18 protein-coding genes are annotated in these 18,855 nt (G+C 65.6%); 14 read left to right on the top strand and 4 right to left on the bottom strand.

Features of this window, described 5'->3' with window-relative positions:
* Positions 1-163: 163 nt before the first annotated feature.
* From rpsM to ACFFGH_RS05390, 7 genes are all read left to right on the top strand, one after another.
* On the top strand, positions 164-520 hold the full coding sequence (rpsM, locus tag ACFFGH_RS05360; protein ID WP_386665541.1) for a 30S ribosomal protein S13: 357 nt from the start codon (positions 164-166) through the stop codon (positions 518-520).
* 12 nt (positions 521-532) lie between these two features.
* Positions 533-928, top strand: coding sequence for a 30S ribosomal protein S11 (gene rpsK, locus ACFFGH_RS05365; protein WP_386665543.1), 396 nt, complete (start codon positions 533-535; stop codon positions 926-928).
* 28 nt (positions 929-956) lie between these two features.
* A complete protein-coding gene (gene rpsD, locus ACFFGH_RS05370) occupies positions 957-1,586 on the top strand; it encodes a 30S ribosomal protein S4 (RefSeq protein WP_386665545.1) in 630 nt (209 codons plus the stop codon).
* 149 nt (positions 1,587-1,735) lie between these two features.
* Positions 1,736-2,734, top strand: coding sequence for a DNA-directed RNA polymerase subunit alpha (locus ACFFGH_RS05375; protein WP_386667385.1), 999 nt, complete (start codon positions 1,736-1,738; stop codon positions 2,732-2,734).
* A 189-nt stretch (positions 2,735-2,923) separates the two neighbouring features.
* Positions 2,924-3,295, top strand: a complete 372-nt coding sequence (rplQ, locus tag ACFFGH_RS05380) for a 50S ribosomal protein L17 (protein WP_386665548.1) — start codon at positions 2,924-2,926, stop codon at positions 3,293-3,295.
* 170 nt (positions 3,296-3,465) lie between these two features.
* On the top strand, positions 3,466-3,981 hold the full coding sequence (locus ACFFGH_RS05385; RefSeq protein WP_386665551.1) for a disulfide bond formation protein B: 516 nt from the start codon (positions 3,466-3,468) through the stop codon (positions 3,979-3,981).
* 29 nt (positions 3,982-4,010) lie between these two features.
* Positions 4,011-5,399, top strand: a complete 1,389-nt coding sequence (locus tag ACFFGH_RS05390; protein WP_386665552.1) for a class II 3-deoxy-7-phosphoheptulonate synthase — start codon at positions 4,011-4,013, stop codon at positions 5,397-5,399.
* A 100-nt stretch (positions 5,400-5,499) separates the two neighbouring features.
* On the opposite strand, the gene ACFFGH_RS05395 is transcribed toward ACFFGH_RS05390, so the two are convergent.
* Both ACFFGH_RS05395 and typA read right to left on the bottom strand, forming a co-directional pair.
* Positions 5,500-7,146 carry an amidase gene (locus ACFFGH_RS05395; protein WP_386665555.1) on the bottom strand — a complete coding sequence of 549 codons (1,647 nt, stop codon included), beginning with the start codon at positions 7,144-7,146 and terminating at the stop codon, positions 5,500-5,502.
* A gap of 255 nt (positions 7,147-7,401) precedes the next feature.
* On the bottom strand, positions 7,402-9,231 hold the full coding sequence (gene typA, locus ACFFGH_RS05400; RefSeq protein ID WP_386665557.1) for a translational GTPase TypA: 1,830 nt from the start codon (positions 9,229-9,231) through the stop codon (positions 7,402-7,404).
* Between the two features lie 304 nt (positions 9,232-9,535).
* Here typA and ACFFGH_RS05405 point away from each other — a divergent pair, with 304 nt between their 5' ends.
* The 7 genes from ACFFGH_RS05405 (at position 9,536) to ACFFGH_RS05435 (ending at position 15,787) form a co-directional block, all read left to right on the top strand.
* Positions 9,536-10,042 (top strand): peptidylprolyl isomerase, encoded by a 507-nt coding sequence (locus ACFFGH_RS05405; RefSeq protein WP_386665559.1) that lies wholly within the window; start codon positions 9,536-9,538, stop codon positions 10,040-10,042.
* A 216-nt stretch (positions 10,043-10,258) separates the two neighbouring features.
* Positions 10,259-11,464 carry a pyridoxal phosphate-dependent aminotransferase gene (locus tag ACFFGH_RS05410; protein ID WP_386665562.1) on the top strand — a complete coding sequence of 402 codons (1,206 nt, stop codon included), beginning with the start codon at positions 10,259-10,261 and terminating at the stop codon, positions 11,462-11,464.
* A 14-nt stretch (positions 11,465-11,478) separates the two neighbouring features.
* Complete coding sequence (locus ACFFGH_RS05415) at positions 11,479-11,838, top strand: glutaredoxin family protein (protein ID WP_386665564.1); 360 nt, start codon at positions 11,479-11,481, stop codon at positions 11,836-11,838.
* Positions 11,839-11,893: 55 nt separating this feature from the next.
* Positions 11,894-12,877 (top strand): malate dehydrogenase, encoded by a 984-nt coding sequence (locus ACFFGH_RS05420; protein ID WP_386665567.1) that lies wholly within the window; start codon positions 11,894-11,896, stop codon positions 12,875-12,877.
* A 93-nt stretch (positions 12,878-12,970) separates the two neighbouring features.
* Positions 12,971-13,876, top strand: coding sequence for a methylisocitrate lyase (gene prpB, locus ACFFGH_RS05425; protein ID WP_386665569.1), 906 nt, complete (start codon positions 12,971-12,973; stop codon positions 13,874-13,876).
* Positions 13,877-14,100: 224 nt separating this feature from the next.
* Positions 14,101-15,252, top strand: a complete 1,152-nt coding sequence (gene prpC / locus ACFFGH_RS05430) for a bifunctional 2-methylcitrate synthase/citrate synthase (RefSeq protein ID WP_386665572.1) — start codon at positions 14,101-14,103, stop codon at positions 15,250-15,252.
* 7 nt (positions 15,253-15,259) lie between these two features.
* On the top strand, positions 15,260-15,787 hold the full coding sequence (locus tag ACFFGH_RS05435; protein ID WP_386665573.1) for a potassium channel family protein: 528 nt from the start codon (positions 15,260-15,262) through the stop codon (positions 15,785-15,787).
* A 162-nt stretch (positions 15,788-15,949) separates the two neighbouring features.
* Here ACFFGH_RS05435 and ACFFGH_RS05440 read toward each other — a convergent pair whose 3' ends face one another.
* Both ACFFGH_RS05440 and ACFFGH_RS05445 read right to left on the bottom strand, forming a co-directional pair.
* Positions 15,950-16,408: a cell wall hydrolase gene (locus ACFFGH_RS05440; RefSeq protein WP_386665577.1), complete on the bottom strand. Its 459-nt coding sequence runs from the start codon at positions 16,406-16,408 to the stop codon at positions 15,950-15,952.
* A gap of 260 nt (positions 16,409-16,668) precedes the next feature.
* Positions 16,669-18,705 (bottom strand): FAD-dependent oxidoreductase, encoded by a 2,037-nt coding sequence (locus ACFFGH_RS05445; RefSeq protein WP_386667387.1) that lies wholly within the window; start codon positions 18,703-18,705, stop codon positions 16,669-16,671.
* Positions 18,706-18,855: the final 150 nt, after the last annotated feature.

Here is an 18,855-nt window from a genome sequence, read left to right on the forward strand (position 1 = left end):
TCGCCGGAGCATGGGCACGCTCCCCATGCCGGGCACCGTTCCAGCTTTGCTGGGCGGGGCTTCTTAAGCCGCCAGAACCTTGTTAACATTTCGAGTTCACTTCGTGTGAATCCATCGCCGCGGGCTTTTGCCTGGCGGCGGCAAACCAGTTGGAGATCGCGTTATGGCGCGTATTGCGGGCGTCAATCTGCCTGCCCAGAAGCATGTCTGGGTTGGCTTGCAGAGTATTTACGGCATTGGCCGTACCCGTTCGAAGCAGGTGTGCGAGTCGGCCGGCGTTCAGCCGAACACCAAGATTCGTGATCTGTCCGAGCCGGAAGTCGAACGCCTGCGCGGCGAGATCGGCAAGTTCGTCGTTGAGGGCGACCTTCGTCGCGAGATCGGCATGTCGATCAAGCGTCTGATGGACCTCGGCAGCTACCGTGGCCTGCGCCACCGTCGCGGCCTACCGCTGCGCGGCCAGCGCACCCGTACCAATGCACGCACCCGTAAGGGTCCGCGCAAGGCCATCAAGAAGTAAGGGGTCCAGACAATGGCCAAGCCGGCAGCTGCAAACAAGACGAAGAAGAAGATCAAGCGCGTGGTTACCGACGGTATCGCGCACGTGCATGCTTCTTTCAATAATACGATTATCACGATCACCGACCGCCAGGGTAACGCGCTGTCATGGGCGACCTCGGGTGGGGCAGGGTTCCGCGGTTCGCGCAAGTCGACCCCGTTCGCCGCGCAGGTTGCGGCCGAGAAGGCCGGGCGTGCTGCGCTCGACTACGGCGTTAAGGCGCTGGAAGTGCGCATCAAGGGCCCGGGCCCCGGTCGCGAGTCAGCCGTGCGTTCGCTCAACAACGTCGGCTACAAGATCATGAACATCATCGACGTGACGCCCATCCCGCACAACGGGTGCCGTCCGCCGAAGAAGCGCCGCGTCTAATCGCGGCGGCTGAGGAGCAGAGAACATCATGGCTCGTTATATCGGTCCCACCTGTAAGCTCGCGCGCCGCGAAGGCGCCGACCTCGGCCTCAAGTCGTCCGCGCGTGCGCTCGACTCTAAGTGCAAGCTCGAGCAGAAGCCCGGCCAGCACGGCCCCAACGCCCGTAAGGGCAAGCTGTCGGACTATGCGACCCAGCTTCGCGAGAAGCAGAAGGTCAAGCGCATCTACGGCCTTCTGGAGCGCCAGTTCCGCAATTACTACAAGAAAGCCTCGACCAAGAAGGGCAACACGGGTGAAAACCTGCTTCAGCTCCTCGAAACGCGGCTGGACAACGTTGTCTACCGCATGGGCTTCGCCGTCACGCGCCCGGCGGCGCGCCAGCTCGTTTCGCATCGCGGCGTCATGGTCAACGGTAAGCCGGTGAATCTGCCGTCGTACCAGGTCAAGGCCGGTGACTCCATCACGCTCGGTGAGCGCGCGCAGAAGCAGCTCCGCGTGCAGGAGTCGCTCACCGTTGCCCAGCAGATGGATCTGTCGCCGTCCTGGATCGAAGTCGACGGCAAGAAGTTCGCGGGTGTCTTCAAGGCTGTGCCTGACCGTTCCGACTTGCCGGCTGACATCAACGAAGCGCTGATTGTCGAGCTGTACTCGAAGTAACGGATTCGGAATGTGCGGCGGGGCGTCGAATCCTTTCGACGCCTCAAATCCTGGCCGGCACGCTTTGCGTGTCGGCTGCTTCCCTTCGTGGGGAGCTCCAAGAGCAACAGCCACCGCCCAGCGGCGGTGGTCACTGGAGACACCGAAACATGACGGTTACCGCCAATCAGGTACTGCGTCCCCGCGGTCCCCAGATCGAACGCCTCAACGGCAATCGCGCGAAGGTCGTGATCGAGCCGCTTGAGCGCGGCTACGGTCATACGCTTGGCAATGCGCTGCGCCGGGTGCTGCTGTCGTCGATCCCGGGTTTTGCGATCACCGAAGTCGAGATCGATGGCGTTCTGCACGAGTACACCACGGTCGAGGGACTGGAGGAGGACGTGCTCGAGGTGCTGTTGAACCTCAAGGACGTTGCGATCCGTATGCACAGCGGCGAAACGGCGACGCTGACGCTGAGCAAGCAGGGCCCGGGGATCATTACCGCGGCCGATATCCGCACCGACCACAACGTCGAGATCCTCAATGGTGAGCACGTCATTGCTCACCTGACGAAGGACACGGCGGTTAACATGCGGCTCAAAATCGAACGTGGCTATGGCTATCAGCCGGCTGCGGCGCGCCGTCGCCCGGATGAAGAGACCCGCGCGATTGGTCGCCTAATGCTCGACGCATCGTTCTCCCCAGTCCGCCGCGTGGCGTACGCCGTGGAGGCAGCCCGTGTCGAGCAGCGCACCGACCTGGACAAGCTGGTCATCGACATCGAGACCAACGGCACCATCGATGCGGAAGAAGCGGTCCGCACGGCTGCGGATATCCTGACCGACCAGCTGTCGGTGTTCGGCGACTTCACGCACCGCGATCGCGGCGCGGCGAAGCCGGCCACGAGCGGCGTCGACCCGATCCTGCTGCGTCCGATCGATGATCTTGAGCTCACGGTTCGTTCCGCGAACTGCCTCAAGGCCGAGAGCATCTACTACGTCGGCGACCTGATCCAGAAGACCGAAGTGGAGCTGCTGAAAACGCCGAACCTCGGTAAGAAGTCGCTGACGGAGATCAAGGAAGTGCTGGCTCAGCGTGGTCTTTCGCTCGGCATGAAGCTCGAGAACTGGCCGCCGGCAGGCATCGCCTCGCACGGAATGATGGGCTGAGCCCATTGATAGACGCGCCCCGTTTCGGCGGGTGCGGTTGTCGGCAGCACCCATCGCCGACGGATCTGAAGATCCGCGGCGATTTCCGGTCAGGGACGGCCGGTTCGGACCACCCGCAGTCCATTGTGAGAACGCCAGGACGGCGACAGCGAAGTTCAACGGTTTCACCATTCATCAGGAATCCAATCCATGCGCCACCAGAAATCCGGACGCAAGTTCAGCCGCACCAGCGCGCATCGCGATGCGATGTTCACGAATATGGCTGCGTCCCTCATCAAGCACGGCATGATCCGCACGACGCTGCCGAAGGCGAAAGAGCTGCGCCGGGTTGCGGAGCCGCTCATTACGCTCGCCAAGAATGATGGCGTTGCGAATCGCCGCCTGGCGTTCTCGCGTCTGCGCGACAAGGAAGCGGTCGGTACACTTTTCGTCGAGCTGGGTCCGCGCTACCGCGAGCGTCCGGGCGGCTACCTGCGCATCCTCAAGTGCGGCTTCCGCGCCGGCGACAATGCTCCGATGGCGTATGTCGAGCTCGTCGATCGTCCGCAGGTCGCCGAGTAAGGTCTGCCGTTGCTGGCCATGCTCCGGCATGGCGACGCGAAAGCCTCGACCTCGTCGGGGCTTTTTGCGTTTCGGGGGAGCGGCGATCACGCTGTCCCTGTGCTCAACGGCTATGAATGTCGCGCGGAAGTTCTTTGCGTGCGGCGGATCCTATGTCTAAGGTGTCGACCATGATTTCCCCTCCCGTCGCGTCGTCGTTTCGGCTGCAGATGTTGCTCGGCTTTTTCGTCTGTTGCGGACTGCTTGGCTACGCGTTCTACGCGCAGTTCCAGCTGGGACTCGAGCCATGCCCGCTGTGCACTTTCCAGCGTGTCGCGTTCGCCGCGCTCGGGCTCGTGTTCCTCATCGGGGCCGTGCACGCCCCTCGAGGCGCGGGAGGCAGGCGAGCGTATGGCGTGCTTGGGCTGATCGCGGGAGCGGCCGGCATCGGGATCGCCGGCAATCACGTCCGCTTGCAGAATCTTCCGCCGGACCAGGTGCCTGCGTGCGGCCCCGGGCTCGACTACATGCTGGATTCCATGCCGATCTCCGGTGTCGTTCGGCGGGTCATGACCGGCTCCGGTGAGTGTGCCAACGTGGACTGGACGTTCCTGGGCTTGTCCATGCCCGCCTGGGCGCTGGTGTGGTTCGTTCTCCTCACGGCTTGGTCCGCGTTCGCTGCGTTCCGCCGCTCTTCGCCCGCCTGAATCACCCGTCTAAATCGCCTGGATTTCGCATGAATAGCTCCGACCGCAACGTCCAAGCCGTCCGCCTTCCGCAAGAATGGTCTGCGACCTCGTGGCGCGAGCGGGTCGCGCTGCAGCTGCCGCACTACGGTGACTCGGACGAGCTGGCGGCCGCCCTGTCGGAGCTGCGCGGCCTGCCGCCGCTGGTGACGTCGTGGGAGATCCTCGCGCTGAAGCAGCAGCTTGCGGAAGCGCAGGAGGGCAAGCGGTTTGTCTTGCAGGGGGGCGACTGCGCGGAGACCTTCTCGGAGTGCACGTCGGAAGTGATCTCCAACCGGCTCAAGGTGCTGCTGCAGATGAGCCTCGTGCTCGTCCATGGACTGCGCAAGCCTGTCGTGCGCGTCGGACGCTTTGCCGGACAGTACGCAAAGCCGCGTTCGGCCGACATGGAAACCATCGGCGACGTCACCTTGCCCAGCTATCGCGGCGACATGGTCAATGGCCCGGCGTTTACGGCCGAGGCGCGCCGACCCGACCCGCGCCGGATGATCAAAGCGCATGCCCGGTCAGCGATGACGATGAATTTCGTCCGTGCGCTGATCGACGGCGGTTTCGCTGACCTCCACCACCCGGAATACTGGAACCTCAACTGGGTCGGTCACTCGCCGCTCGCGGACGAGTACCGGCGCATGGTCAACTCGATTGGCGACGCCGTGCGGTTTATGGAGACGCTGTCCGGCCAGGAAGTGCACAACCTCAATCGCGTCGAGTTCTACACCTCGCACGAAGCGCTGCTGCTGCCGTACGAGGAGTCGTTGACGCGGCAGGTTCCGCGTCATTGGGGGTGGTTCAACCTCAGCACGCACTTCCCGTGGATCGGCATGCGCACGGCCGCGTTCGAAGGCGCGCACGTGGAGTATTTCCGCGGCATCCGGAACCCGATCGCGGTCAAGGTGGGCCCGTCGGTGGCACCGGACCAGCTGCTGCGGCTCATCGACATACTGAACCCCGAGGACGAACCGGGGCGGCTGACCTTTATCCACCGCATGGGCGCGACGCAGATTGCGCAGAAGCTGCCGCCGCTGCTCGAGACGGTCCGCCGCGATGGGCGTCGCGTGCTCTGGATCTGCGACCCGATGCACGGCAACACCGAGTCGACCGCGAATGGCTACAAGACCCGGCGGTTCGAGAACATCGGACGCGAGCTGGAGCAGTCCTTCGAGCTGCATGCGGCCGCGGGCACGCGGTTGGGCGGTGCCCATCTGGAGCTCACCGGCGAGGACGTAACCGAGTGTCTCGGCGGCGCGCGGGAGCTGACTGAACTCGATCTCGAGCGTGCGTACCGGACCTGCGTCGACCCGCGTCTGAACTACGAGCAGGCGCTCGAGGTGGCGATGCTGATCGTGCGCAAGCAGTCGCAGCTGGCCGCGCCGGTCTGAAGTAGTTCCGCCTCGGTCCGCCCGCTTGCGGGGTTGCGGGCGGCCGGACTGGATGAGGCCGCGCTAGGGCAGTAACAGGGCTCATCCAGTCCGCCCTGGGTCACGGCAACGGAAGCGTCGGCACGAACGTCGGCGCCCGCCGCTCGCGGGCGCGCTGTTCGAATGCATAGCCCAGCCCGAGCAGGCGCGCTTCGCTCCAGCGCGAACCCATGAACGTGATGCCCAGCGGCAGGCCACGCGCATTGCCCATCGGAACAGTCAGGCTCGGATAGCCCGATACCGCGGCGGCGCCATAGCCGGCACCTGTGAAGTTGTCGCCGTTGACCAGATCGATCGGCCATGCCGGTCCGGTTGTGGGCGCCACAAGGGCGTCAAGCTTGTCCTTCGCAAGCGCTGCGTCGATCCCCTCGCGGCCTGCCAGCCGCCGGGCCGCCTCGGACGCCTTGCGGTACTCGGCTGAGTCGAGCGCGCCAAGCGACTGCGTTTGTTCCAGCAGCTCCTGGCCGAAGTAGGGCATCTCCGTGCCGGCGTTGGCACGGTTGAACTCGACCAGTTCGGCGAGCGATTTCACCGGAGCGCCGCTCTCGCGCAGGTAGCGCTCGAGACCGTCCTTGAATTCGTACTTGAGCACGGTGAACTCGGGCGCATTCCACTTGCCCGCAGTCGGAATCTCGACATCGACGAGCACGGCGCCCGCCTCGCGCAGGTGCGACAGCGCGCGCTCGAACGACGCATCGACATCGGGTTGTGCATTCACCCCGTGCTTGCGCACCACGCCGATGCGGGCGCCGCGCAATGCGTCGGTCCGGAGCGCGGCGGTGTAGTCCCGCGGGGAGGCGGGCACTTCAGTCGTTGCGCGGTCCTGCGCGTCCTTTGCCGACGCCAGCACCTCGAGCAGCGCAGCCGCATCCGCAACGCTGCGCGTCATTGGGCCCGCGGTGTCCTGCGAGGCAGAAATCGGAATGATGCCGCTGCGGCCGACGAGCCCGACCGTCGGCTTCAGGCCGACCAGCCCGTTGACCGCGGAGGGGCAGAGGATGCTGCCATCGGTTTCGGTACCGACGCCGACGGTGGCCAGGCTTGCCGCGATCGCCGCGCCGGTGCCGCTGCTGGACCCACAGGGGCTCCGGTCGAGGACATAGGGATTGCGCGTCTGGCCGCCGCGGCCGCTCCATCCCGATGTCGAGCGGGTCGAGCGGAAGTTCGCCCACTCGCTGAGGTTGGTTTTGCCGAGAACCACCGCACCGGCCGCACGGAGCGCTTCCACGATTGGGGCGTCCTTGCTGGGCCGGTGCGCGGCCAGTGCCATCGAACCGGCCGAGTTCACCATCGGGGTCGCATCGATGTTGTCCTTTACGAGCACGGGGACGCCGTGCAGCGGACCACGCACGGTGCCGGCGCGGCGCTCCGCGTCGAGACGCCGCGCTTCGGCGATCGCGTCGGGGTTGATCTCGATGACGGCGTTGAGGCGCGGGCCCGCGTCATCGATCGCGGCAATCCGGTCGAGGTAGGCCTGGGTCAGCTGCTCGCTGCTGAGCTCCCCGCGCTGCATGCGGCCGGCGACGTCCGCGATGTCGGCCTCGGCGATGCGCAGCGGGTCGGCTGCAGTGGCGTCCTTCTCCACCGCTGCGCCAGTCTCGGGCGCCGCGGCGCGCGCTACCGGTGACGTGCCGGTCGAGTGTGCGCATCCAGCCAGCAGGGCAACAGCGGTTGCGATCGCGAGCAGCGAAGAGGGGCGGGCTTCCATCGGCGGTCCTGCATCGGGTGAGGGGCCCAGTATGCTCCGGCCTCCTCGTGCTGCGACGTTGCCGGACGTGGCGGCCGCGCTGTGCCGACCGCCGACGAAGCGAATGGGCGCGCGCCCGTCATCGGGCTCGCGCGCCAGTAGCCGGCCGGTTCTCGACGAAAGAACCAAGAGAGCCGCTGGGGTGCACTGGCCGCCCAAAGAAAAGCGGCGCACCGTTGCCGATGCGCCGCCGTTCATTGCCGATGTGCGGCGGTCTTACGCCGCGCGCGAGGCGCGCTTGCGGTCCGATTCGCTGAGGAACTTCTTGCGCAGGCGAATCTCCTTGGGCGTCACCTCGACAAGCTCGTCGTCTTCGATGAAGTCCAGCGCCTGCTCCAGCGTGTACTTGATCGCCGGGGTCAGCTTGATGTTCTCGTCCTTGCCCGAGGCGCGCATGTTGGTCAGCGGCTTGGTCTTGATGGCATTGACCGTCAGGTCGTTGTCCTTCGAGTGGATGCCGATCAGCTGGCCTTCGTACACCTGGTCGCCTTCAGCGGCGAACAGGCGTCCGCGCTCTTCCAGTGGTCCAAGCGAGTACGCGGGCGTCATGCCCGGGGCGTTCGCGATCATCACGCCGTTCTGGCGCTTGGCGATCGCGCCCTGTTCCTTCGGACCGTAGTGGTCGAAGACGTGGAACAACAGGCCCGAGCCCTGGGTGAGCGTGCGGAATTCATTCTGGAAGCCGATCAGGCCACGCGCCGGGATCATGTAGTCCAGACGCACGCGACCCTTGCCGTCGGATTCCATGTTCTTGAGCTGGCCCTTGCGGATGCCCAGCTTTTCCATCACGCCGCCCTGGTGCTGCTCTTCGATGTCGACGACGAGCTGCTCGACCGGCTCCATGAGCTGCCCGTCGATCTCCTTGATGATGACTTCCGGGCGTGACACCGCCAGCTCGTAACCTTCGCGGCGCATGTTCTCGATCAGCACCGACAAGTGCAGCTCGCCACGGCCGGAGACCAGGAACTTGTCGGGGTCCGAGCCTTCCTCGACCTTCAGCGCGACGTTGTGCAGCGTCTCGCGCTCGAGGCGCTCGCGCAGCTGGCGGCTGGTGAGGAACTTGCCGCCGCTGAGCTCCTTGTGACCGGCGAACGGCGAGTTGTTGACCTGGAAGGTCATCGAGATCGTCGGCTCATCCACGGTCAGCGCCGGCAGCGCTTCCGGCGCGTCGAGCGCGCAGACGGTGTCGGAGATGCTGAGGTCCTGTACGCCTGAGATCGCAATGATGTCGCCGGCCTCGGCCTCGGCCACCTCGATGCGCTCCAGACCCATGAAGCCGAGCACCTGCAGAACCTTGCCCTGACGCTTCTTGCCTTCGCGGTCGATCACGCTGACCGGCATGTTCGTACGGACCTTGCCACGCTGGATGCGGCCGACGCCGATCAGGCCCACGAAATTGTTGTAGTCCAGCTGGCTGATGCGCATCTGGAACGGGCCATCCGGGTCGACCTGCGGCGGGGCGACATGCTTCATGATCGCCTCGTACAGCGGCGTCATGTCGCCGCTGCGCGCGGAGTCGTCGAGGCTGGCGTAACCGTGCAGCGCCGAGGCGTAGACGATCGGGAAGTCGAGCTGCTCGTTGGTGGCGCCGAGCTTGTCGAACAGGTCGAAGACCTGATCGATCACCCAGTCCGGGCGCGCGCCGGGCCGGTCGATCTTGTTGACGACGACGATCGGCTTGAAGCCCATCGCGAACGCCTTCTGCGTAACGAAGCGCGTCTGCGGCATCGGGCCATCCATCGCGTCAACGAGGATCAGCACCGAGTCGACCATCGACAGCACGCGCTCGACCTCGCCACCGAAGTCGGCGTGTCCCGGGGTGTCGACGATGTTGATGCGGTTGCCCTGCCAGGTGATGGCAGTGTTCTTGGAAAGGATCGTGATGCCACGCTCCTTTTCCTGATCGTTGCTGTCCATCACGCGCTCGGCGAGCACCGTGCGTTCATTCAACGTGCCGGACTGCTTGAGCAGACAATCGACGAGTGTGGTCTTGCCGTGGTCGACGTGGGCGACGATGGCGATGTTGCGCAGGCGTTCAATGGACATGCAGAAAGTGCCCGGACAGGCAAGGAGAGCGGGAGGAAGCCGACAAGTATAGCCGGGGTGAAGGCTCGGTGCCGGCCGCCCGTCGAGGCGTGGGTTATGCTTCCGGGCCGCGTTCACCCTCGTGCCGGCCGAGCCTGTGGCTCGACCGACGAGCCGGCGGTCCAGCCCAGACAACGGTCGCAACGACAGCGGCCGATACGCTCGAGGCTGGACCGCACGCCAGCTGCGCTTGACGCATGTGGCTGGGCCGAACCCGCAGTCGCATCGCGCCGCCTGTCCACATCACTACAACACTGGAACTTCGATGAGCCTGATTGCCAATTTCGAAACCGACCGCGGCCCGATCCGCGTCGAACTCGCCGCCGACAAGGCGCCGCTGACCGTCGCCAACTTCGTGAACCTCGCCCGGCGCGGTTTCTACGACGGCCTCACGTTCCACCGCGTGATCAACGACTTCATGATCCAGGGCGGTTGCCCGCAGGGTTCGGGCACGGGCGGCCCGGGCTACAAGTTCGAGGACGAGGCGAAGAACGGCCTCAGCCATGAGCGTGGCGTGCTGTCGATGGCGAATGCCGGCCCGAACACGAACGGAAGCCAGTTCTTCATCACCCACGTGGCCTGCCCGTGGCTCGACGGCAAGCACACCGTCTTCGGCAAGGTGACCGAGGGGCAGGAAGTCGTCGACCGCATCAAGCAGGGCGACCTGATCAACAGCGTGCGCATCGAAGGTGACGCGGATGCCGCGATTGCCGCGAAGGCCGACCGTGTCGCCGAGTGGAACAAGACGCTCGACGCGAACGCGCGTCCCTGATTCCGTCGTTCGGCGCACGCGTATGCGTGCGCCTTGCTGCAGCGGATACGCAAAAGCCCGTCGGTACGCCGCCGGGCTTTTGTTTTGTCGAGATAACGCGCTCGACTGGTTTTGCGCTGGTTCTCAGGTCCGGAGTGATAGCGGCCGCATGTTAAGCTTCGGGGGCTTCGCCCGGCCGTTCGCGGCCGCTCCCCCGTCTTACACGAGGTTCTTGCGATGCCCCAGCTCGCCGCGCGCGTCGGTCGCGCCAAGCCCAGCGCGATCATGCAGGTTGCCGAGAAGGCCAAGCGCCTGAAGGCCGAAGGTCGCGACATCATCAGCTTCTCGATCGGCGTTCCCAACTTCCTGCCCGGCGAGCACGTCTATGCCGCTGCGCGCGAGGCGCTCAACAAGGACAGCGGACAGTACGGCAGCAATCGCGGCCCCGACGCGCTGCTTGACGCATTCTGCGAGCACCTGGGCAAGATCGGGCTGACGGGCTACGGCCGGGTCAACGTGGCGACCGGCGTCGGCGCGAAGCACGTGATCTACAACCTCGCAGAAGTGCTGCTCGACGAGGGCGACACGATCGCGTTCCCGACGCCGTACTGGACCAGCTACCTCGACATCGCCGAGATCGTCGGCGCGAAGGTCGACCTGCTGCCGTGCCCGGCCGAGCAGGATTACAAGGTCACGCCGGCGCAGCTCGATGCCGCGCTTGCGCGCAAGCCCCGTGTGTTCCTGTTCAACAACCCGTCGAACCCGACGGGCATGGTGTATTCGCAGGACGAGATTTCCGCGCTCGCTGACGTAATCGCGAAGTACCCCGATACGTGGATCATCACCGACGACATCTACAACCAGATGGTGTTCGATGGCGTCGGCTACCACAACTTCGTGCACGCGCGCCCGGAACTGCGCGACCGCGTGATCTTCATTGATTCGCTGTCGAAGACCTACGGCATGCCGGGCTGGCGCGTGGGCTTCATGGCCGGGCCGGAGAACGTCGCGCAGGCCGTGGTGACGATGAATTCGAACCACATCACCAACCTGCCCGAGATCGTCAATGCCGCTGCAGTTGCCGCGCTGATCGGGCCGCAGGACGTGCCGACGGAAAAGTGCGCCGAGTTCGAGCGCAAGCGCGACCAGGTAATGGCCGTGATGCAGGATCTGCCGGGCCTCGTATGCCCGCGTCCGCAAGGCGCTTTCTACGTGTTTCCGGACGTCAGCGCCGCGTTCGGAAAGACTCATGGTCCGAGCGGCGTGTCGATCGGCAACGATGTCGATTTCTGCAACGCGCTGCTCGAGACCAAGGGCGTGGCCTGCGTGCCGGGCTCGGCGTTCGGCGAGCCGCGCGCGCTGCGCATCAGCTACACCTGCCCGACGCCGCAGCTCGAACCCGGCCTGCAGCGCTTCGCCGAGTTCTACCGCGAGCTCGCCTGAGCCGGGGCGTCGTCGTGCGCGTGCTGTGGTTGCTGCTCATCGTCGGCCTGGCCGGCGGTGCATACGCTTGGATGCACCGCGACGACGTGGCGGTCCAGCATCCCGATGACCCGCGTCGCCAGACCGGCGATTCGCGGATCGTGATGCTGGCGGCCGACTGGTGCGGATACTGCCGCAAGCAGCGTGCCGATTTCGAGCGCGCAAACGTGCGCTACCGCGTGCTCGACGTCGATACGCCCGAAGGTGACCGTGCAATGCAGGCGCTGGGCGCCCGCGGCATCCCGGTCACCGTGATCGGACAGAACGTCGTGCGCGGTTACGACACCGACAGCCTCGATGAATACCTCACTCCGATGGGCTACCGCGTCTACTGACGCGGAAGCCTTCGCAATCTTTTTCGTTTCCATCTAAGTCCAAGGAATCGCGCCCATGAAGACCCCCGTCCGCGTTGCCGTCACCGGTGCTGCCGGCCAGATCGGCTACTCGCTGCTGTTCCGCATCGCCTCGGGCGAAATGCTCGGCAAGGACCAGCCGGTCATCCTGCAGATGCTCGAGCTGCCGATGGAAAAGGCGCAGGCCGCGCTCAAGGGCGTGATGATGGAGCTTGAGGACTGCGCGTTCCCGTTGCTCGCCGGCATGGTCGGCACGGACGATGCGGAGGCCGCATTCAAGGACGCCGACATCGCACTGCTCGTCGGCGCGCGTCCGCGCGGCCCGGGCATGGAGCGCAAGGATCTGCTGCTCGAGAACGCGAAGATCTTCACCGCGCAGGGCGGTGCGCTGAACAAGGTCGCCAGCCGTGACGTCAAGGTGCTCGTTGTCGGCAACCCGGCCAATACGAACGCCTACATCGCGATGAAGTCCGCCCCCGACCTGCCGGCGAAGAACTTCACAGCAATGCTGCGCCTGGACCACAACCGCGCGCTGAGCCAGCTGGCGAACAAGGTCGGTGTGCCGGTCGGTGATATCGAAAACCTCGTCGTGTGGGGCAACCACAGCCCGACGATGTACCCGGACTACCGCTTCGCGACCGTCAACGGCGAGTCGCTGAAGGACAAGATCAACGACGCCGAGTGGAACGCGAACGAGTTCATCCCGAAGGTCGGCAAGCGCGGCGCCGCGATCATCGAGGCGCGCGGCCTGTCTTCGGCGGCGTCGGCGGCGAACGCGGCGATCGACCACATCCGCGACTGGGTGCTGGGCACGAACGGCAAGTGGGTGACGATGGGCGTGCCGTCCGACGGCAGCTACGGCATCCCCGAGGGTGTGATCTACGGCGTGCCGGTGACCTGCGAGAACGGCGAGTACACGCGCGTGACCGACCTGCCGGTCGACGACTTCAGCCGCGCGGCTATGGATAAGACGCTGGCCGAACTCGAGGAAGAGCGCGCTGGCGTGTCCCACCTGCTCTAAGTAAATGCGAAGGCGGCCACGGCCGCCTTCATACTTTGAGGCTCCCGAAATATTGGAAAGGGCGGCTATGAGCCGCCTGATGAGGTCACGAAGTTGAACCAATCCGCGTTAAACAAATCCGCTGGCGCACGCTTCCGCGCCGCTGTCGCTGAAGAATCCCCGCTGCAGGTCATGGGTGCGATCACCGCCTATGCGGGCCTGATGGCCAAGCGCGTGGGTTACAAGGCGCTGTACCTCTCCGGCGGCGGCGTGGCCGCCAACTCGCTGGGTATGCCTGACCTCGGCATCAGCACGATGGAGGACGTGCTCACCGATGCGCGCCGCATCGTCGATGCCACGCAGATGCCGCTGCTCGTCGACATCGATACCGGCTGGGGTGGGGCGTTCAATATTGCGCGCACGGTCCGGTCCTTCATCAACGTCGGCGTGGCCGCCGTGCACATGGAAGACCAGGTCGGGCAGAAGCGCTGCGGCCACCGGCCGGGCAAGGAAGTCGTCTCGAAGGCGGAGATGGTCGATCGCGTCAAGGCTGCGGTCGATGCACGCACGGACGCGGGCTTCGTGATCATGGCGCGCACCGATGCGGCGGCGGTCGAGGGCATCGAAGCCGCGATCGACCGTGCCTGCGCGTATGTCGAAGCCGGCGCCGACATGATCTTCCCCGAGGCGATGAAGACGCTCGAGGATTACCGCCGGTTCAAGCAGGCGGTGAAAGTGCCGATCCTTGCAAACCTGACCGAGTTCGGGTCGACCCCGTTCTTCACCACCGACGAGCTGCGCGAAGCCGATGTGGACATCGCGCTTTACTGCTGCGGCGCGTACCGGGCCATGAACAAGGCGGCGCTGAACTTCTACGAGACGGTGCGTCGCGAAGGTACGCAGAAGAACATCATCGACACGCTGCAGACGCGCGCGGAGCTTTACGACTTCCTCGACTACCACCGCTACGAAGACAAGCTCGACGAGCTGTTCTCGGGCGGCGGTTCGCAGGCCGGTTGAAATGGTCGGCCGACGGAGCGAACGAGGCCTCGTTGATGAGTCTCCCCGTCGCGGTCCGCCGGCGCGTTCCGTCCACCTGAGGCGATAACAACTACGCCTCGGGAGCGCCGCGTTCGGCCGCCCCGGTGTAATCCTCGGGACGATTCGTCCCCTCATTGCTTCCAACGCCGTTGTCGTTCTGGACCGGACAGATATCGGCAAATTCGTTCTCCAGGAGATTCTCGATGACAGAAACCGCACAGGTCCTGCCCAAGGCCAAGAAATCCGTCGCGTTGAGCGGCACCGCCGCGGGCAATACCGCGCTTTGCACGGTCGGTCGCAGTGGCAACGACCTGCATTACCGTGGCTACGACATCCATGACCTGGCGACGAAGTCGACGTTCGAGGAAGTCGCGCACCTGCTCGTGCACGGCGTGCTGCCGACCGCTTCGCAGCTGCGTTCGTACAAGGCCAAGCTCAAGCGACTGCGCGGTCTGCCGGCGATCGTCGCCGAGGCGCTGGAGCTCGTGCCCGCGAATGCGCACCCGATGGACGTGCTGCGCACCGGCTGCTCGGTACTGGGCACGGTGCTGCCGGAACGCGAAGGCCATCCGGCTTCCGAGGCGCGCGACATCGCCGACAAGCTGATCGCAAGCTTCGGTTCGATTCTCCTGTACTGGTGGCATTTCACCCGCAACGGCCGCCGCATCGATGTCGAGACCGAAGATGATTCGGTCGCGGCGCACTTCCTGCACCTGCTGCATGGCGAGCCGCCGAGCGAGCTGCACGCCGACTCGCTCGACAAGTCGCTGATCCTCTACGCCGAGCACGAGTTCAACGCCTCGACATTCACCGCACGGGTGATTGCCGGCACCGGGTCGGACCTGCATTCGTGCATCACCGGCGCGATCGGCGCGCTGCGCGGGCCGAAGCATGGCGGCGCGAATGAAGTCGCGATGGACATCATCGCGCGCTACAACACCGCCGACGAAGCCGAGGCGGACATCCGCGCGCGCATGGAGCGCAAGGAAATCATCATCGGCTTCGGCCATCCGGTCTACACGATCGGCGACCCGCGCAATCCGATCATCAAGGAGCTCTCGCGGAAGCTGTGCACCGAGGGCGGCAACAAGACGCTGTTCGACGTGTCCGAGCGCATCGAGAACCTGATGATGGACACGAAGAAGATGTTCCCGAACCTCGACTGGTACTCGGCATCGGCCTATCACATGATGGGAATCCCGACGCCGATGTTCACCCCGCTGTTCGTGATTGCGCGTACCACCGGCTGGAGCGCGCACGTGATCGAGCAGCGCGAGGACGGCAAGATCATCCGCCCCAGCGCGAACTACACCGGTCCGGAAGACCGCGAGTACGTCGCGCTCGACCGGCGCTGAAGCCGCGATGCAGGCCGCGGACTGGCTCGTCCAACTGGGTGTCGCTGCGGCGGCGCTCGTGACGACCATCGCCGCGGCTCTCGTGCACTACAAAGGAATGCTCGCCCTGGGCGAGCATTTCGACCGGCTAGGAAACGTCGGCGCCGGGCAGCCGCTAAGGCAGCGGACCGTGCTGAAGGTGGTAGCGGCGCTGTTCGTGCTGCACGTTGCCGAGATTGCGCTGTTCGGCTTTGTGTACTGGGGCCTGTTGCGGCTCAAGGGCACCGGCGGCATCGATGGCACGGAGCTGCTCGGCCCGCTTGATGCGCTCTATTTCTCGGCGGTTTCTTTCACCACGGTCGGCTTCGGTGGCCTGAAGCCGATCGGCGCGATCCGCTTCGTCGCGGGCGCCGAGGCACTGATCGGCTTCATGTTGATCACGTGGTCGGCTTCTTTCATGTTTCTCCACATGCAGCGTCACTGGAAAAGCGACGACTCGGCTGCGGAAGACGAAAAGCGCGGTGATGATCAGCAAGCCGGCAGGCGCGACGGCTGAGCCGCCGATGCACGTGTGTGCGGCCGCGTCGGGCATAGGCCCGACATTCGCGATTCGCGGCTGCCGAGACCGCAGCTGTCGCTCGTAGACGCTGCCGGGAGCCACTCTGCGGGGCCCGCGGGCGGGCGCATTGCCTGGCGCCGCCCGCCGCGGTGCGGCGGATCAGGAGCGCCGCGGCTTCAGCGACTGCACCTTCAGGAACGTATGGTCACCGATCGTGGCCACGCGATAGGCGTTGCGCCAGCTCGGCTGCGCGATCGCGTGCGCATGGAAATGGCTCGCGCCTGGCACCACCTCGCGCCGCTGGCCGGGCGGCAGCGCCCAGTTGCGCTCCGCATCGAACGCGACGTTGAGCGCGTGATTCCATGCGCGCGTGTTGTTCAGGCGCGTGCGCGGCGAGACCAAGGTCGGGGCGAACTGGCTGCGTGCCGTCACGACCTCGCAAACGGTGTCGCCCCACAGGCCGCTGTCGCGGCGACGCAAGGCAACTTCAGCGACTGCTTTCTGTCCGCGAAGCGACTGGTCGCGGGCTTCCAGGTACACCGTCGTGCTCAGGCACAACGAATCGGCGCTTTGTGGCGGCAGCACCGTGGCCAGCCACATGATCCAGGCCAGTTTCATATCGGACTCCTTGCTCCGTTGCGTCCGTCACCGAGCACGGCACCCAAGGGCGGGCACCGCATCACGGCGGGGACATGGCGTACTGGGGAGGGCGGCGGCTCTTCGGCGCGCTTTGCCCGGGCAACCTGGTCCCGCAGAAGGCGGGGAGGTGCCGGTCCCGCCAAGCCGGGCGGGGAAGTGGGCGCACGGTAGCGGCAGCGAAATAAACGTCCCGTGAAGCGGGGTGATCTTCCCTATTGACAGGGTTGTGAAGGCGACTTTCACAGCTCCGCGGCTAGGCGACTCCCCTGTGCGATTGCACGCTTCGCGTCGAGCTCGGCGGCGACGTCCGCGCCCCCGATCAGGTGCACGTTCTTGCGACCGCCCAGCAGACCTGCGAGCGTGCGGTTCGGCTCCTGCCCCGCGCACACGACGACATGATCGACGCCGAGCGCATGCGTTTCTCCGGCAACGCGGATGTGCAGGCCCGCGTCGTCCACTCCGAGATATTCCACGCCGCCCAGCATGTGCACGCCCTTCGCCTTGAGCGTCGCGCGATGGATCCAGCCGGTGGTTTTGCCCAGCCGGGCGCCTGGACGTTCGGGACTTCGCTGCAGCAGCCAGACTTCGCGGGCAGCAGGTGCCGGACGCGGCCGCACGAGACCGCCACGTGTGTCGGTGTACTGCAGGTCGACACCCCATTCGCGCTGCCAGCGGGGTAGCGCATCGGGCGCGTCTGTATGCGAGCTGTCGACCAGATATTCGGCCACGTCGAAACCGATGCCGCCCGCGCCAATGATCGCCACCCGCCGACCCGGGACCGTGCGTCCGCTCAATACGTCCAGATAGCCGACCACCTTCGGGTGGGCCGCGCCCGGGAACGTAGCCGCTCTCGGCACCACACCGGTGGCCAGCACGACCTCGTCGAACCCGTCCAGGTCGCTGGCGTGCACATGCGTGCCAAGGCGCAGCTCGACGCCGGTCTCCTCCACGCGGTTGCCGAAATACCGCAGCGTCTCGTTGAACTCTTCCTTGCCCGGGATGCGCTTGGCCACGTTGAACTGGCCACCGATCTCGTCCGCGGAATCGAACAGGGTCACGCGATGTCCGCGTTCGGCCGCGACGGTTGCGCACGCAAGACCTGCGGGGCCAGCGCCGACGACGGCGACGCGCTTCGGTCGCAGGGCTGGCGTGTAGCGCAGCTCCGTCTCGGCGCACGCCCGCGGATTGACGAGGCAACTGGCGCGACGGTTCGCAAAAACGTGGTCGAGGCAGGCCTGGTTGCAGGCGATGCAGGTGTTGATCGCCGCCGGCTTAGCGTCGCGCGCCTTCGAGACCCAGGCGGGATCGGCGAGCAGTGGGCGCGCCATCGACACCATGTCGGCGTCGCCGCGCGCGAGTACCTGCTCGGCGACGTCAGGCATATTGATACGGTTGGTCGCAATCAAGGGCACCGTCACGTGCGGGCGCAGCCGGGCCGTGATACCGGTGAATGCCGCACGCGGCACCGAGGTCGCGATGGTCGGCACGCGTGCCTCATGCCAACCGATGCCGGTATTGATCAGCGTCGCGCCCGCCGCTTCGATGGCCTTTGCCTGCGCGACCACTTCGTCCCAGCTCAGTCCGCCGTCGACGAGGTCGATCATCGACAGGCGATAGATCAGGATGAAGTCGGGGCCGCAGGCCTCCCGGATCCGGCGCACGATCTCGACAGCGAAGCGCATGCGCCGGGCTGCGTCTCCGCCAAACGCGTCGCTACGCTTATTAGTGCGCGGAGCGGTGAACTGGTTCAGCAGGTAGCCTTCCGAGCCCATGACCTCCACGCCGTCGTAGCCCCCGTCGCGTGCCAGCCGGGCGGTGTTGGCGAACGCGCGGATCTGCCGCTCGACGCCCGACGCGCTCAGTGCCCGCGGTGTGAACGGGTTGATCGGCGCCTTGATGCGGCTCGGTGCCACCTGCAGCGGGTGATAGCCATAACGGCCCGAATGCAGGATCTGCAGGCATATCCGGGCGCCATGCTCATGGACCGCGCGCGTCACCTGCCGATGGCGCCGCGCCTGCCAGCCCCAACGTAGCGTGCCGCCCATCGGTTTGAGCCAGCCGGTGATGTTCGGCGCAAACCCGCCGGTGACGATCAGCCCCACGCCACCAGCGGCGCGCTCGGCGAAGTACGCGGCGAGTTTCGGGAAGTCAGCGGCCCGATCCTCGAGGCCCGTGTGCATCGACCCCATCAGCACCCGGTTCGGCAACGTGCAGAACCCAAGGTCGAGCGGCGTAAACAGGCGCGGATAATGAGGGTTGGGCGTTTCGGTGATCATGTCGATACGCATGCGTATGGAGTGCGCACCATGGCGTATGAAGCGGTTTACGGCAAGCAGGTGGCTGGGCGATGACGGGCCAGCGCGGCGCGCCGGGTTACTACAACCGTTATTGAGTGTGTAGCTGTGCGAGGTGCGCGCGTCCGACGA

This window comes from Lysobacter korlensis (assembly GCF_042434515.1).

Excerpts from the sequence above, each read along its gene's own strand:
- rpsM (WP_386665541.1), top strand. The coding sequence starts at position 164 with ATGGCGCGTATTGCGGGCGTCAATCTGCCTGCCCAGAAGCATGTCTGG.
- rpsK (WP_386665543.1), top strand. The coding sequence starts at position 533 with ATGGCCAAGCCGGCAGCTGCAAACAAGACGAAGAAGAAGATCAAGCGC.
- rpsD (WP_386665545.1), top strand. The coding sequence starts at position 957 with ATGGCTCGTTATATCGGTCCCACCTGTAAGCTCGCGCGCCGCGAAGGC.
- ACFFGH_RS05375 (WP_386667385.1), top strand. The coding sequence starts at position 1,736 with ATGACGGTTACCGCCAATCAGGTACTGCGTCCCCGCGGTCCCCAGATC.
- rplQ (WP_386665548.1), top strand. The coding sequence starts at position 2,924 with ATGCGCCACCAGAAATCCGGACGCAAGTTCAGCCGCACCAGCGCGCAT.
- ACFFGH_RS05385 (WP_386665551.1), top strand. The coding sequence starts at position 3,466 with ATGATTTCCCCTCCCGTCGCGTCGTCGTTTCGGCTGCAGATGTTGCTC.
- ACFFGH_RS05390 (WP_386665552.1), top strand. The coding sequence starts at position 4,011 with ATGAATAGCTCCGACCGCAACGTCCAAGCCGTCCGCCTTCCGCAAGAA.
- ACFFGH_RS05395 (WP_386665555.1), bottom strand. The coding sequence starts at position 7,146 with ATGGAAGCCCGCCCCTCTTCGCTGCTCGCGATCGCAACCGCTGTTGCC.
- typA (WP_386665557.1), bottom strand. The coding sequence starts at position 9,231 with ATGTCCATTGAACGCCTGCGCAACATCGCCATCGTCGCCCACGTCGAC.
- ACFFGH_RS05405 (WP_386665559.1), top strand. The coding sequence starts at position 9,536 with ATGAGCCTGATTGCCAATTTCGAAACCGACCGCGGCCCGATCCGCGTC.
- ACFFGH_RS05410 (WP_386665562.1), top strand. The coding sequence starts at position 10,259 with ATGCCCCAGCTCGCCGCGCGCGTCGGTCGCGCCAAGCCCAGCGCGATC.
- ACFFGH_RS05420 (WP_386665567.1), top strand. The coding sequence starts at position 11,894 with ATGAAGACCCCCGTCCGCGTTGCCGTCACCGGTGCTGCCGGCCAGATC.
- prpC (WP_386665572.1), top strand. The coding sequence starts at position 14,101 with ATGACAGAAACCGCACAGGTCCTGCCCAAGGCCAAGAAATCCGTCGCG.
- ACFFGH_RS05435 (WP_386665573.1), top strand. The coding sequence starts at position 15,260 with ATGCAGGCCGCGGACTGGCTCGTCCAACTGGGTGTCGCTGCGGCGGCG.
- ACFFGH_RS05440 (WP_386665577.1), bottom strand. The coding sequence starts at position 16,408 with ATGAAACTGGCCTGGATCATGTGGCTGGCCACGGTGCTGCCGCCACAA.
- ACFFGH_RS05445 (WP_386667387.1), bottom strand. The coding sequence starts at position 18,705 with ATGATCACCGAAACGCCCAACCCTCATTATCCGCGCCTGTTTACGCCG.